A 15,106-nucleotide genomic window follows, 5' to 3' on the forward strand; every position below is an offset into this window, starting at 1 on the left:
AAAAAACCCGCTTTGGCGGGTTTTGAATTTTAATATTTAATTATTTTTTTAGTTTTTATTTGATTTTCTTCTTCAATCTGAACGACATAAATACCCGGACTTATTATAGTTGTGTCAATTTTTTCACCAGTATAATTTTCTTTTTCCAATACGCTCCTACCCTGAACATCGAATAATGTAATTTTAGCAGAAGATATACCTTTAATAGAAAAATTAGTCGAAAACGGATTAGGTGAAACTTGAAAAACCGTTTCAGAAAAATCATTTACGGTTAAAGAACAGTCTATCGGTGTACCGGGAAGTGAAGCAAATATACCGTTATTTATAGACCAATGTTCCCAACTTCCACCGGAATTTGAACCGCTTTCCCAATTGCTCATGTCAAAAAAATGTTCACCGTTCATCGTTCCCGGAACTTTATACACTTTTAAAGCTTGCCCGTTGTAATTCCACGTTAACGGTACACCTGACTGAATGGTTTCAATATTATTTGGATTACTACAATTGGCTTGTACAAAAAAGGCATATTCTTCATAAGCCGGATATTCGCCAAAAACGCTGGCTTTTCCGTTTTCATCAATGCAAATCGCAACATATTCATTGGCGGCTACTCCTTTTACATTCACATTCAAATCATTTTTAAAACGAGCAATAAAGGTGCTTTGTCTTCCTCTTCGGTCGGGATTATCATAATGTGTATCGGTAATCACATTTTCTAAATACGGAACGGAAAGAAAATCATCATAACCCAACGTTACATTGGGATGATAAGGATTATTCATCGCCTGTGAGGAGGTAACTGAACCATTTTGAGCATTGAAATATTTGCCGCTTAAAATCGCCATTCCGGCACTTGTTCCGCCAATTGGAGCGTTTTTTACATTGATGTGTTGATTGAGTAAATCTTCTAATGCATTGTCTTTAAAAAACGAAACATAATTCAATTGATCACCACCGGCAAACCAAATCATTTCGGCATTAGCCACTTTATCTAAAACGTATGGATTCGTGGCTCCCGCAACAGATGTAATAACTAAGGTTTCTACTGAATTGACTGTAATTCCTAATTCTGAATACAAATAATTATTATAACCGTTACTTCCAGAGCTTCTCAATACTACAACATCTCCTCCATTGGCTTTTTGAAGTAACCATTTCATCGCTTCATTGTGTTCAGAAGCTCCGCCCATTAGGCAAACACCAAATTCCGGTGTTGTGGTTATATTGGTTGAATTTCCTGTAAAATAACTAGTATAACCTTGAGCATTAAGAAAAAATGGAACCAGCAGAAAGAGTAGTTGTTTAAGCATAGTTTTAATTTTTATAAAAATAGGAAAATATTTTAATTTATCTGAAACCTAATTCTTATCTTCTAACAACGGAACAAATCGAAACTCACCAAATTCATGTTTTTCAAATTGGGTTTCGTTTTTGCGGATTAATAAGGTCATGATTTGTTCTTTTTCCCCAAGCGGAATGACCAGCCTTCCTCCTATTTTTAGCTGAGCCATTAATGGTTTTGGAATAATAGGGGCACCGGCTGTAACAATAATACTGTCAAAAGGAGCGTAATTTGGAAGACCTTTGTATCCATCTCCAAAGGATAAGTGTTTTGGACGTATCCCTAATTTAGGTAATAATAACGATGTGCTTTTAAATAACTCATTTTGGCGTTCAACTGAATACACTTTAGCTCCCATTTTGCATAAAACCGCCGTTTGATATCCCGAACCTGTACCGATTTCCAAAACTTTATCATCCTTTTTTACTTCCAATAATTGCGATTGAAAAGCAACGGTAAATGGTTGAGAAATCGTTTGCCCGGCTCCAATTGGAAAAGCCTTATCCTGATAAGCAAATTGTTCAAAACCGGAATCTAAAAACAAATGTCTCGGAATTTTTTTTATGGCTTCCAACACATTTTTGTCAGTAATTCCTTTTTCTTGCAAAAGCTTAACCAATTGATTTCGAAGTCCTTGATGTTTTTCAGTATCTCTCACATTAGTAATCGTTTTGTTTGAATAAAATTAAATTAAAGAAGGCTAAATCTAAAAAAATAAACCTTTTAAACGAGTGAATTTATAATCTTCTTTATATTATTAATCAGAATACCTTCATGCGAATTGTGATATACGCATTTTCCCTCATAGAAGAGTAAAATTTGAGGAGATTGATGTATTACATCAAAACGAGTTGCAACTTCATTGGAAATGTTTCTGTATTCTAATAAATCCAAATAATACGATTTAACTTTATTCTCTTCAAAATCATATTCGTTTTCAAAGTTCTTCAACGCAAAACGGCTGATGCTGCATCGTGTGCTGTGTTTAAATAATAAAACCGGTTGTTGATGTGATAATTCGACTATTTCATTAAGCTGACCTAAATCTATCAGCATCCTCCATCCTACTTTAGAAGATTTCTCCTCTTCTGAATTCCCAAATAAACTAGAAAAAAGATTCATTTTTGACGTATTTTAAGACATTTTGACTTGCTTTTCAACTATTTTATTCGAAAAAACAGTCATTTTGTCTTGATTTGTGCTTTGGAATAGTAGTTGACTAAACCTCAACAAAGATATCAAATTAATAGGCATTTTTTGTCTGAATAATATAAAAACACATCAAATGAATTTAAAAAATTTAACCATTAAATCGCAAGAAGCTCTACAACAAGCTCAGCAAATTGCACAAAGTTTTGGTCAGCAACAACTGGAAAACGAACATATATTAAAAGGAATTTTAGATGTGGACGAAAATGTTGCTCCGTTTATTTTGAAAAAAACGAATGTGAATGTCACTCTATTTTCTCAAATTTTAGACCGAACCATTGAAAGCTTTCCAAAAGTTTCGGGTGCAGAGATTATGCTTTCCCGAGAAGCAGGAACCATGCTAAATGAAGCAACCATCATTGCCAAAAAAATGAATGATGAATATGTTTCTATCGAACACTTGATATTGGCCATTTTTAAATCCAAAAGTAAAGTTGCTCAAATTTTAAAAGACCAAGGAGTAACCGAAAAAGGATTAGAAACCGCCATTTCTGAATTGCGAAAAGGCGAACGAGTTACGTCTGCTTCTGCGGAAGAAACCTACAATGCTTTAAGTAAATATGCCAAAAACCTCAACGATCTTGCCAAAAATGGCAAACTGGATCCCGTTATAGGTCGTGATGAAGAAATCCGAAGAGTGTTGCAAATTCTTTCCCGTAGAACCAAAAACAACCCGATGTTGGTAGGTGAACCCGGTGTAGGTAAAACGGCCATTGCCGAAGGTTTAGCCCACCGAATTGTAGATGGCGACGTTCCTGAAAACCTTAAAGACAAAATCGTTTTTTCATTGGATATGGGTGCGTTAATCGCCGGTGCCAAATACAAAGGTGAATTTGAAGAACGCTTAAAATCAGTTGTCAAAGAGGTAATAGCCTCTGAAGGAGACATTGTGTTATTCATTGATGAAATTCACACCTTAGTAGGTGCAGGCGGAGGCGAAGGAGCTATGGATGCTGCAAACATATTAAAACCTGCATTAGCTCGTGGTGAATTGCGTGCCATTGGTGCAACAACTTTAGATGAATACCAAAAATATTTTGAAAAAGACAAAGCACTCGAACGACGTTTTCAAAAAATTATGGTCGATGAACCGGATACTGAAAGTGCGATTTCGATTTTACGTGGAATTAAAGAAAAATATGAAACGCATCACAAAGTACGTATCAAAGATGAGGCAATCATCGCAGCTGTAGAATTATCGCAACGCTATATTACCAATCGATTTTTACCGGACAAAGCCATTGATTTAATGGATGAGGCCGCTTCTAAATTGCGAATGGAAATCAATTCAAAACCCGAAGAATTAGATGTTTTGGATCGTAAAATTATGCAATTGGAGATTGAAATTGAAGCCATCAAAAGAGAAAATGATGAATCTAAATTAAAAATTTTAGGTTTAGAATTAGCCAATTTAAAAGAAGAACGCAACGAGATTTTTGCTAAATGGAAATCGGAAAAAGAAGTAGTGGATAACATCCAAAACGTGAAAATTGAAATTGAAAACTTCAAATTGGAAGCTGAACGTGCTGAACGAGATGGCGATTACGGCAAAGTAGCCGAAATCAGATATGGCAAAATTAAAGAAGCTCAAGAACGTTTGGACAAATTACAAATTCAATTACAAGAAAATCAATCGGGAACTTCATTAATAAAAGAAGAAGTAACTCGTGAAGATATAGCCGAAGTGGTTGCCAAATGGACCGGTGTTCCCGTGACTAAAATGCTACAAGGTGAACGTGAAAAGTTATTAAAATTAGAAGACGAATTGCATCACCGAGTGGTGGGTCAGAATGAAGCCATTGAAGCAATAAGCGATGCCGTTCGCAGAAGTCGTGCCGGATTGCAAGACATGAAAAAACCTATCGGAACGTTTCTTTTCTTGGGAACAACCGGTGTGGGAAAAACTGAATTAGCCAAAGCGTTAGCCGAATATTTATTTGACGATGAAAACGCAATGACCCGAATTGATATGAGTGAATACCAAGAACGTCACGCTGTGAGCCGATTAGTAGGTGCTCCTCCTGGATATGTGGGATACGATGAAGGGGGTCAGTTGACCGAAGCCGTTCGACGCAAACCGTATTCTGTCGTATTATTAGATGAAATTGAAAAAGCCCATCCGGATACCTTTAATATATTGTTACAAGTCTTGGACGAAGGCCGATTGACCGACAACAAAGGACGTGTAGCTGATTTTAAAAATACCATTATCATTATGACCTCCAATATGGGAAGTCATATTATACAAGATAAGTTTGAAAATCTGAGCGGAGGATTAGAAGCCGCTACCGAAGCTGCCAAAGTAGAAGTGTTAGGATTATTAAAACAGACCGTTCGTCCGGAGTTTATCAATCGAATTGATGAAATTGTGATGTTTACGCCATTATCTGATGCAAACATTCGAGAAATTGTTGGTTTGCAATTAAAAAGTGTTACTAAAATGTTAGCTCAACAAAACATCACTATGGATGCTACACCGGAAGCAATTGTTTACTTAGCTCAAAAAGGTTATGATCCGCAATTCGGAGCCAGACCGGTGAAAAGAGTCATTCAAAGAGAAGTATTGAACAAGCTTTCTAAAGAAATTTTGAGTGGAAAAGTTAAAACCGACAGTATTATTTTGTTGGATGCATTTGATAATGAACTGGTGTTTAGAAATCAAAGCGAATTAGTAAAATAAGTATTTTTTTGGCCACAGATTCACAGATTTTCCTTTCAGATTTTAAAAATAGTAGAAAATAATTAGCGAATCTGCGGCTAAATTAAATTAAAATAAAGTAGTTTTTTCATAAATTGATTAGTTAGGTTGAAAGCACCAATTCGGAAACGGATTGGTGTTTTTTTATTTTAATATTGCTAATATTTCCATACTTTTATTACGAAATTTGAGTTTTATAATTTCTAACTGATTTGTATGAAAACATTAATTTGCTTACTAGTATTTACACTTACCTCCTATGCACAAACCAATACGGAGAATACCACAAAATTAAACCACACTGTTACCGGTGAAAAAGTTTATTTAGTAAGTGAAGTTGATATAAAACCTAAACTAATGTATGGCGAAAATGCCTTGTATCGATTTCTTTCCAGAAATTTTAAGTTTCCTAAAAGTGATACTTTTGTTACTGAAATTGTGTGCAGCTTTATCGTTGAAGTAGATGGAACATTCAGCGATATTAAAGTAATTAATAAGATACCGGATGAATATAAAATAGAGCTCCTTCGAGTGATGAATAAATTTGATGAGCCATGGTATCCTGCTGTTAAAGATCAAAATCAAGTCAGATGCCAATATGTCTTACCCATTAAAATTAATTTAATGTAGCACAAAAAGCAACAATAAATTATATTGATAAAAAAATAATAAAAATTTTTATTTAATGAGACACAAAAAAAGCCTCGAGTTTCCTCGAAGCTTTGAGTTTTTTGGGTGAAAGACGGGTCTCGAACCCGCGACCTTCGGAACCACAATCCGACGCTCTAACCAACTGAGCTACAATCACCATTTGTTTTTGCGAGTGCAAATATAGTGCAAACCTTTAATTTCGCAAAGATTTTTACAATAATTTACATTAAATCTCCTAAGCTATTGACAGCCACATATCTTTCAACGGTAAATCCTTCAGCAAAGTCAGTCCCAATGAGTCTTCCCAAGTCTTGCGAACGGTATTTTATGCTGTCTAAAAAGTTTTTGGTGGCAATTGGTGTAACCATTTCATCAGAATTTGGGTTATAGAATTGTGAATCATACGCCATAATTGCTTGCAGTTTTTTGTCCATAAATCCTGAAATATCGACTACAAAATCAGGTTTCAAATCTTTCCATTGGATATAATGATAAACGACATCTGGTCGCCATGCTTCTTGTTTTTCTCCTTCTAAAACCGTTTCAATTCGTTTTAAACCAGATAAAAAACAAGCATCTGAAACTAATTTTGCCCCTTTTCCATGATCAACATGACGGTCATCAATGGCATTGCATAACACAATTTTCGGACGGTATTTACGAATCATTCTAATCACTTGCAATTGATGTTCTTCATCATTTTTGAAAAAACCATCCCGCATTTTTAGGTTTTCACGAAACGAAATGCCTAAAATTTCTGACGCTTTTGTAGCTTCTTTATACCTAATTTCAACCGAACCTCGTGTGCCTAATTCGCCTTCGGTTAAATCGATGATACCGACTTTTCTTCCCAATGAAATTTCTTTGGCAATTGTTCCGGCACAACCTAATTCAACATCGTCAGGATGGGCTCCAAAAGCCAATATATCTACTTTTAAACTCATTTTATAAAATGGATTTCATGATTTGTGATTTATGTTCGGTTTCAAAAAATTCCTTTTCCGGGTTACTGTCTCCGGTGATTCCACAACCGACATAAATGTTAATTTTATTTTTTTCAACTTCTATACAACGTAAATTTACAAAAAGATTGGCAGATGCCTCTTCTTCATTCCATAAACCTAAATAGCCGGCATAAAATTTTCGGTCATATCCCTCATTTTCGTTAATAAACTGTACCGCTTTTTGTTTTGGAAAACCACAAACTGCGGGCGTTGGATGTAAATTTTGAAGGATGTTTTTAGTGTTTTCTATCGAAAAAACTTCGCCAGAAATAATAGTTTTTAGATGAACTAACGAACCGGCTTCCACCGTGAATGGTTCTGTTACTTTCAAAGAAATTACTTCTTTGTGTAAGTTATCTAAAATATAATTGGTCACAATTTGTTGTTCATTTTTTTCTTTGGCTGACCAATTCTCAAAATTATCTTTTTGATGTGTTCCGGCCAATGATACGGTTTCAAAATGATTATTTTCCACTTTAATCAATTGTTCCGGTGTGGCTCCCATCCAATAACCAATGTGCGGATGATAAAATAATGAACGAAAAGCTGTTGGATAACGGTTGATTAATCTTAAAAATGCATCCGTTAAATCAATCTTTTTTTCAATTTCAATTTTTCGTGAAAGGACAACTTTTTCAAAATCGCCATTATGAATGGATAGTATTGCTTTTTGAACACTATTTTCAAAATGTTTTTTTTCTCTTTCAGAAAAGCTAGCGAAATCTTCCGTTTGATTTACTGTGTCAAAACTAAACTCCTCTTCCAAAAAATCTGAACCCTCAAAAGGAATAACATATTTTTTAGTACCATCAAAAGAAACAAAAACAAATCCGCTTTGACCTTTATAATCAATAATAGTATTGTCCTTTTGAAATAAACCATAAAGTTTGTTTTGATTCGGAAGCACATACAAAACAAAAGGCAATTTTTGTTCTACTTGTAATTTAATTTTTGACAAAATTGCCATCGTTAAGAAGTCTTTTTAGGTAAAACAATGTTTGACAGTTTGCATAGGCAGATTAGTTTTCCTTCTTCATCTTCAATTTTTATTTCCCATAAATGAATGCTTCTCCCTTGATGAATGATTTTGGCGGTGGCAAAAACAGTTCCTTCTCGCTTACTTCGTAAATGGTTGGCTGAAATTTCAATACCTCTCACTTCTTGTTTTTCAGCATTCACAAACAACATCGAAGCAGCACTCCCCACACTTTCGGCCAATGCAACAGATGCTCCACCATGCAATAATCCCATGGGTTGATGAATTCTGGAATTGACAGGCATTTTGGCTTTTAAAAAGTCTTCTCCCACATCAACGAACTCAATTTCAAGGGTTTCCATCAAAGTATTTTTGCTAAAATCATTACAATTTTGAAGAATTTTGGCTTTATCGAATATCATCTCATCTATTTTTTTGTAAAAATAAAGATTTTTCAAAGGAGCATAAACTAAAATCCTCTTAAATTCGTTAAATAATTTGATTTTGCTATTTCAATTTAATGGTTAATTTTACCAAAAATCAGGCTCATGCGTAATTTACTTTTTCTATTATTTATTATTTCTGCCATTTCACTGACTTCTTGTCGAAATGATTTTGAATTCAAACCCAGTTCCGGTGGATTGGAATTTTCTAGAGATACCATTTATTTTGATACTGTTTTTAGTAATATAGGTTCAAGTACGTATACCTTAAAAGTCTATAACCGCTCTGATGAAGACATTAGTATTCCCTCCATCCGTTTAAGAAAAGGATTGGATTCTAAATACCGTATGACTGTGGATGGAATGGTTGGAAATAACCGCATTTTTGAAAATGTAGAGATGCTCGCTAAAGACAGCATGTATATTTTTATTGAAACAACGGTGGATATTTCAGAAGCAAATCCAACTGACTTTTTATACACCGATCAAATTCTTTTCGGTCAAGGAACATCAGAACAAAAAGTAGAATTGGTTACGTTAATACAAGATGCCTATTTTCTTTATCCGCAACGCTTTGATGATGGAACAACAGAAACCTTACCAATTGGCGATGACGAAATTTATGGTTTTGTGTTGGATGAAAACGACCCAATTAACGGAAACGAATACATTTGGAATAACTCTAAACCGTATGTCATTTATGGTTATGCGGCAGTTCCCGCAAACAAAACATTAGTTGTTGAGTCCGGTGCTCAAATTCATTTTCATGCTGAATCCGGTTTGATTATAGGCAATGAAGGAAGTATAAAAGTCAACGGACTACCCTCTACTAATCCTGAAAATCCATTAGAAAATCATGTCATTTTTCAGGGTGATCGATTAGAACCACTTTATGAAGATGTTCCCGGACAATGGGGAACAATTTGGTTGACTCAAGGAAGTAAAAACAATGAATTTACGAACTGCGTTATTAAAAATGGCGTTGTTGGACTTTTAATTGAAGGCAACACCGGTTTAACAAATCCGGAAGCTGATGTTAAACTCAAGAACGTGCAAATTTATGATCATTCCAACTATGGCATTTTAGCAAGAACAGCTCATATTAAAGGAGAAAATGTAGTAATAAACAGTGCCGGACAAATTGCTCTCGCCTGCTCATACGGCGGGAAGTACAATTTTAATCACTCTACATTTAATAATAATTGGGCAAGTTCAAGACAACTTTCGGTCTATTTAAACAATTATATTGAAGGGGCTTTACCCGAAGTTCAGCCCATGGAAGAAGCGACTTTTACCAATTGCATTATTTATGGTTCAAACCAAATTCAAATGCTGATTGATAAAGTTGACCATCCAACATTCAACTATAAATTTGACCATTGTTTGATTAAATTTAATAACATTAACAATACTTATACAACCGATGAACTTTATCTATTTGCAACGGATAATCAACGTTATGTAAATTGTATCATCGCTACAAATAATTCGGTTGCCAATCCTAGATTTTTAAATGTTATTAAAAACCAATTAATAATTGGTGATGATTCAGCGGCTAGAGGTCAAGCTAATTCAGCCTTCTCTGGTTTTCCGGACATCATAGAACAACCAAGGATAAGTCCCACAGATATAGGAGCTTATAATCATACTGTTTTTGAAGAAGATTAAAATATTTTTCATAATTTTACATATCAAACCTAACAAAACAATAAAATTATGAAACTAAAATTTTTATCCCTTATTGCGATTATTTCGCTAGTTTCTTGTGGAAAAAAAGAAGAAACCAAAACAGACTCGACAAGTGTTACCGACACAGTCAAAGTAGAAGAAACACCGATTACAATTCCTGATTCTGCTACGATTGCAAAAGCATGGGAAGATTTCATGACTCCGGGTGAACCACACAAAATGTTAGCTTTGGAAAATGGCACTTGGAATGAAGAAATGACCATGTGGATGGAACCGGGTGCAGAACCTATGAAAAACACCATGACCGCAGAATCAAAAATGATTTATGGTGATCGTTATCAGGAAACTATTCACAAAGGAGAATTTATGGGAATGCCATTTGAAGGAAAAAGTACACTAGCCTACAACAATGCATCGCAAGAATACACTTCTACTTGGATTGACAACATGAGCACAGGAATTATGGTAATATCCGGAAAATATGATGAAGCGACCAAAACTATCAATTTTTCAGGAACAACAGTAGATCCGGTTACGAAGAAAGAAAAAGCAATCCGTGAAACCTACACTATTGTTGATAAAAACACTCGTAAAATGGAAATGTTTGATGTTGATTTTAGTGGCAAAGAATACAAAAGCATGGAAATTATCATGACAAGAAAAAAATAATTTTTTATATTTTTTTTAAAAGACTGTTTGATAGACAGTCTTTTTTTTGTTCACAACTTAGTGAAAAAATATACTTTGAAACTACTTTTTTTCAACGTAAATTTGCACCTACAACAACACAAATAATTTTTTATGATTCATTTCTTCGGAAACGAAAGTTCAACTGTTTTTGCCGTTCAAACGCAAAACGAACTTTTGACTCAAGACATCGCAAAATTAAACTGGCTTTTTGGCAATACAAATAAAATTGAAAAATCCGTCTTAGCGGATTTTTTTGTTGGCCCACGTGCCGCTATGATTACGCCTTGGAGTACGAATGCTGTGGAAATTACTCAAAATATGGGTATTGAGGGCATTATTCGTATTGAAGAATTTCATAAGGTAGAAAGTAACCATTCCGATTTTGATCCGATGTTGTTTCAAAAATATACGGAATTACATCAAGACATTTTCACCATCCACATTCAACCGGAATCCATCAAAGAAATTGAAGATATCGCGGCCTACAACAAACAAGAGGGGTTAGCATTGAGCGATGAAGAAGTCAATTATTTGAATACACTTGCCATTAAACTGAAACGTAATTTAACCGATTCCGAAGTGTTTGGGTTCTCACAAGTAAACTCCGAACATTGCCGTCACAAAATTTTCAACGGAACTTTTGTGATTGATGGTGAAGAAAAACCTTCTTCCTTATTCAAATTAATCAAAAAAACATCGGCTGAAAATCCGAACGACATTGTATCAGCATACAAAGATAATGTTGCATTTATCAAAGGTCCTAAAGTGGAACAATTTGCTCCCAAAAGTGCCGACAAACCTGATTTTTATCAAACAAAAGAGTTTGATTCCGTTATTTCTTTAAAAGCAGAAACCCATAATTTCCCAACAACGGTTGAGCCTTTTAACGGGGCAGCTACCGGTTCTGGTGGAGAAATCAGAGACAGACTTGCCGGTGGACAAGGTTCACTTCCTTTAGCCGGAACTGCGGTTTATATGACTTCGTATTCTCGATTGGAAGAAACTCGTCCGTGGGAAAATGCGATGGAGGAACGAAAATGGTTGTATCAAACCCCAATGGATATTCTAATCAAAGCGTCGAATGGTGCTTCCGATTTTGGTAATAAATTCGGACAGCCGTTAATTACAGGTTCAGTTTTAACTTTTGAACACGAAGAAGAAGCTAGAAAACTTGGTTTTGATAAAGTAATCATGTTGGCAGGAGGAATAGGCTTCGGAAAAGCCAATCAAGCTCAAAAACACGAACCGAAAACCGGAGATCAAATTGTGATTTTAGGTGGTGAAAATTATAGAATCGGAATGGGCGGTGCTGCCGTTTCTTCAGCCGATACCGGTGCTTTTGGTTCCGGAATAGAATTAAATGCCATTCAACGTTCCAATCCGGAAATGCAAAAAAGAGCTGCCAATGCCATTCGTGGTTTGGTGGAAAGTGATGAAAATCCGATTGTTTCCATTCACGATCACGGTGCGGGTGGACACTTAAATTGCTTATCTGAATTAGTGGAAGCCACCGGTGGATTAATCGATTTGGATAAATTACCAGTCGGTGACCCAACTTTATCTGCTAAAGAAATTATTGGTAACGAAAGTCAAGAACGAATGGGATTGGTTATCGGTCAAAAAGACCTAGAAACCCTGCAACGCATTGCTGATAGAGAACGTTCGCCTATGTATCAAGTGGGTGAAGTTACGGGCGATCATCGTTTTACATTCGAATCAAAAACAACCGGAGCCAAACCCATGGATTTTGAATTGGCCGATATGTTCGGAAGTTCACCCAAAATGATCATGAAAGATGTTTCGGTAGACCGTCATTTTACTGAAATCAATTATAAAGATGCCGATTTTGAAACCTATTTGGAACAAGTTTTACAACTTGAAGCTGTGGCTTGTAAAGATTGGTTGACCAACAAAGTCGATCGTTGTGTAGGTGGAAAAGTAGCTAAACAACAATGTGCCGGCCCAATTCAATTACCGCTGAATAATGTAGGAGTCATGGCGTTGGATTATCAAGGTAAAGAAGGAATTGCCACTTCTATTGGCCACTCGCCTATTTCGGCTTTAATTGACCCAAAAGCGGGTAGTCGCAATGCCATTGGTGAAGCCTTATCAAACATTGTTTTTGCTCCGCTAAAAGACGGATTGAAAAGTGTTTCACTTTCAGCTAACTGGATGTGGGCGTGTAAAAACGAAGGCGAAGATGCTCGTTTATATGAAGCCGTTGAAGCGTGTTCTGAATTTGCTATCGAATTAGGAATCAACATTCCAACCGGAAAAGATTCCCTTTCCATGAAGCAAAAATATGCCGATACCGAAGTCATTGCACCTGGTACGGTGATTATTTCTGCCGCCGGAAATTGTAATGATATTAGAAAAGTGGTCGAACCCGTTTTTCAAAAATCAGCAGGTTCGATTTACTATATCAATTTATCACAAGATGAATTCAAATTGGGTGGCTCTTCTTTTGCTCAAATTAGAAATGCAATTGGAAAAGAAACACCAACTATTAAAGATGCGGCTTTCTTTAAAAAAGCGTTTAATGTCATACAGGAATTAATCAAAAACGATGAAATTGCTGCCGGACACGATATAGGAAGCGGTGGTTTGATTACAACTTTATTAGAAATGTGTTTTGCAGATAATCACTTAGGTGCAAAACTCGATTTTAATTCATTTAATGAAAAAGATTTGTTGAAAATTTTATTTTCAGAAAATATCGGAATTGTACTTCAAGCGAATGATGATCACGTTTTTGAATCATTCTTGAAGGAAGAAAATATCTCTTTCCATACTTTAGGAAAAGTTACTGATTCGGGTGTTTTAAAAATCGAAAATTATGCGTTACCGATTGAAAAATATAGAGATATTTGGTTTAAAACTTCCTATTTATTAGATCAAAAACAAACCAAAAACGGTAGAGCTGCAGCACGGTTTGTAAATTATAAAAATCAACCGTTACAGTATCATTTTCCCACTCATTTCAATGGAAAAAAACCGGAAGTTGATGCTTCAAAACCAAGACCAAAAGCAGCCATTATCCGTGAAAAAGGAAGTAATTCGGAACGTGAAATGGCCAATGCCATGTATTTAGCCGGATTTGATGTAAAAGATGTGCACATGACCGATTTAATTTCGGGTCGTGAAAACTTAGAAGACATTCAGTTTATTGGTGCGGTGGGTGGATTTTCTAATTCAGATGTTTTGGGTTCTGCCAAAGGTTGGGCAGGAGCCTTTTTATATAACGAAAAAGCAAAAACGGCGTTAGATAATTTCTTTAAAAGAGAAGACACCTTGTCGGTTGGAATTTGCAATGGTTGTCAGTTATTTATGGAATTAGAAGTCATTAATCCGGAACATGAAATTCACGGAAAAATGCACCACAACGACAGTCAGAAACACGAAAGTGGATTTACTTCTGTGAAAATACAGGAAAATAATTCGGTCATGCTTTCTTCATTGGCAGGTTCAACTTTAGGTGTTTGGATTTCGCACGGCGAAGGAAAATTCAAGTTACCGTACGAAGAAAGTCAGTATCATATTGTAGCCAAATACGGTTATGAAAATTATCCGGCCAATCCAAACGGGTCCGATTACAACACAGCCATGCTATGTGATAAAACCGGTCGTCATTTGGTAATGATGCCACATATTGAACGTTCTACTTTTCCATGGAATTGGGCACATTATCCGAATGACAGAGTCGATGAAGTTTCGCCTTGGTTGGAGGCATTTGTGAATGCAAAAAATTGGTTAAGTAAACATTAAGAAACCATTAAGCTAAAATTAATCAATTGATAATTTTACTAAAGTAAATTTGGCTTTCGTAAAATTTCAAATGAAAAATTTATCTTATTTAAAACCTATTTTTACATTTTTCTGCTTGGGGATTTTGATTACTTCCTTAAGCAGATTTTTTTTATTTATTTATTTTTTTGATAGGGTTTCAGAAACTCAAAATTATTGGTATATTTTTCCGATAGGTTTTCGTTTTGATATTATTGTTTTTAGTTATCTTTCTTTTTTACCTTTTTTAGCATTAACATTTATTCCGGAAAGGTTTGTCCACCATATTCAAAAAATAATCAATTTTTATTTCTTGTTATTTCTTATACTAATTTTATTGACAGAAATAGCTTCAGTGAATTTTATAAGTCAATACGACACCAGACCAAATAGAATTTTCATAGATTACTTAATTTATCCCAAAGAAGTATTTGGAACCTTATTAAAAAGTTACTTTCCATCACTTATTTTAACCTTTTTATGTCTATTAATTAGTATCTACTTAGGAATCAAAAAAAGTAAACAACTTTTTAAAATCGAACCAATACCTCTAAAAATGAGATTGATTTTGATGCCAATAATCTTATTTCTTTTGATTTTTGGGGCAAGGTCAAGTTTAAC

At 35.1% G+C, this 15,106-nt stretch carries 11 protein-coding genes and 1 tRNA gene; 5 read left to right on the forward strand and 7 right to left on the reverse strand.

Annotation, left to right across the window (positions count from 1 at the left end; all coding sequences use genetic code 11):
* Positions 1-29 precede the first annotated feature (29 nt).
* The 3 genes from EQG68_RS08265 to ytxJ all read right to left on the reverse strand — a co-directional run bounded on the left by EQG68_RS08265 (position 30) and on the right by ytxJ (position 2,464).
* Positions 30-1,310, reverse strand: coding sequence for a cyanophycinase (locus EQG68_RS08265; RefSeq protein ID WP_129464339.1), 1,281 nt, complete (start codon positions 1,308-1,310; stop codon positions 30-32).
* Between the two features lie 48 nt (positions 1,311-1,358).
* Positions 1,359-2,000, reverse strand: coding sequence for a protein-L-isoaspartate(D-aspartate) O-methyltransferase (locus EQG68_RS08270; RefSeq protein ID WP_129464340.1), 642 nt, complete (start codon positions 1,998-2,000; stop codon positions 1,359-1,361).
* 65 nt (positions 2,001-2,065) lie between these two features.
* Positions 2,066-2,464, reverse strand: a complete 399-nt coding sequence (ytxJ, locus tag EQG68_RS08275; protein WP_129464341.1) for a bacillithiol system redox-active protein YtxJ — start codon at positions 2,462-2,464, stop codon at positions 2,066-2,068.
* A 163-nt stretch (positions 2,465-2,627) separates the two neighbouring features.
* On the opposite strand from ytxJ, the gene clpB reads away from it, so the two are divergent.
* Entirely contained in the window at positions 2,628-5,231 is a 2,604-nt protein-coding gene (gene clpB, locus EQG68_RS08280) for an ATP-dependent chaperone ClpB (protein ID WP_129464342.1), read from the forward strand.
* Positions 5,232-5,465: 234 nt separating this feature from the next.
* Entirely contained in the window at positions 5,466-5,879 is a 414-nt protein-coding gene (locus EQG68_RS08285; protein ID WP_129464343.1) for a hypothetical protein, read from the forward strand.
* A 103-nt stretch (positions 5,880-5,982) separates the two neighbouring features.
* Here EQG68_RS08285 and EQG68_RS08290 read toward each other — a convergent pair.
* From EQG68_RS08290 to EQG68_RS08305, 4 genes are all read right to left on the reverse strand, one after another.
* Positions 5,983-6,058: transfer RNA gene (locus EQG68_RS08290), tRNA-His, on the reverse strand.
* Positions 6,059-6,121: 63 nt separating this feature from the next.
* A complete protein-coding gene (bshB1, locus tag EQG68_RS08295; RefSeq protein WP_129464344.1) occupies positions 6,122-6,844 on the reverse strand; it encodes a bacillithiol biosynthesis deacetylase BshB1 in 723 nt (240 codons plus the stop codon).
* 1 nt (position 6,845) lies between these two features.
* Entirely contained in the window at positions 6,846-7,871 is a 1,026-nt protein-coding gene (locus EQG68_RS08300) for a chorismate-binding protein (RefSeq protein ID WP_129464345.1), read from the reverse strand.
* A gap of 2 nt (positions 7,872-7,873) precedes the next feature.
* Positions 7,874-8,302 (reverse strand): PaaI family thioesterase, encoded by a 429-nt coding sequence (locus EQG68_RS08305; RefSeq protein WP_129464346.1) that lies wholly within the window; start codon positions 8,300-8,302, stop codon positions 7,874-7,876.
* 126 nt (positions 8,303-8,428) lie between these two features.
* Between EQG68_RS08305 and EQG68_RS08310 the strand changes: the two genes are divergently transcribed.
* The 3 genes from EQG68_RS08310 (at position 8,429) to purL (ending at position 14,467) form a co-directional block, all read left to right on the forward strand.
* Positions 8,429-9,991, forward strand: a complete 1,563-nt coding sequence (locus EQG68_RS08310) for a hypothetical protein (protein WP_129464347.1) — start codon at positions 8,429-8,431, stop codon at positions 9,989-9,991.
* 48 nt (positions 9,992-10,039) lie between these two features.
* Complete coding sequence (locus tag EQG68_RS08315) at positions 10,040-10,681, forward strand: DUF1579 domain-containing protein (RefSeq protein WP_129464348.1); 642 nt, start codon at positions 10,040-10,042, stop codon at positions 10,679-10,681.
* Positions 10,682-10,813: 132 nt separating this feature from the next.
* On the forward strand, positions 10,814-14,467 hold the full coding sequence (gene purL, locus EQG68_RS08320; protein ID WP_129464349.1) for a phosphoribosylformylglycinamidine synthase: 3,654 nt from the start codon (positions 10,814-10,816) through the stop codon (positions 14,465-14,467).
* The last annotated feature ends 639 nt before the right edge of the window (positions 14,468-15,106 follow it).

Source organism: Flavobacterium piscinae (genome assembly GCF_004122145.1).
GTDB lineage: Bacteria > Bacteroidota > Bacteroidia > Flavobacteriales > Flavobacteriaceae > Flavobacterium > Flavobacterium piscinae.

Bases quoted from the DNA above. Each gene is read 5' to 3' on its own strand.
- EQG68_RS08265 (WP_129464339.1), bottom strand. From the start codon at position 1,310: ATGCTTAAACAACTACTCTTTCTGCTGGTTCCATTTTTTCTTAATGCT.
- ytxJ (WP_129464341.1), bottom strand. From the start codon at position 2,464: ATGAATCTTTTTTCTAGTTTATTTGGGAATTCAGAAGAGGAGAAATCT.
- clpB (WP_129464342.1), top strand. From the start codon at position 2,628: ATGAATTTAAAAAATTTAACCATTAAATCGCAAGAAGCTCTACAACAA.
- EQG68_RS08285 (WP_129464343.1), top strand. From the start codon at position 5,466: ATGAAAACATTAATTTGCTTACTAGTATTTACACTTACCTCCTATGCA.
- bshB1 (WP_129464344.1), bottom strand. From the start codon at position 6,844: ATGAGTTTAAAAGTAGATATATTGGCTTTTGGAGCCCATCCTGACGAT.
- EQG68_RS08300 (WP_129464345.1), bottom strand. From the start codon at position 7,871: ATGGCAATTTTGTCAAAAATTAAATTACAAGTAGAACAAAAATTGCCT.
- EQG68_RS08305 (WP_129464346.1), bottom strand. From the start codon at position 8,302: ATGATATTCGATAAAGCCAAAATTCTTCAAAATTGTAATGATTTTAGC.
- EQG68_RS08310 (WP_129464347.1), top strand. From the start codon at position 8,429: ATGCGTAATTTACTTTTTCTATTATTTATTATTTCTGCCATTTCACTG.
- EQG68_RS08315 (WP_129464348.1), top strand. From the start codon at position 10,040: ATGAAACTAAAATTTTTATCCCTTATTGCGATTATTTCGCTAGTTTCT.
- purL (WP_129464349.1), top strand. From the start codon at position 10,814: ATGATTCATTTCTTCGGAAACGAAAGTTCAACTGTTTTTGCCGTTCAA.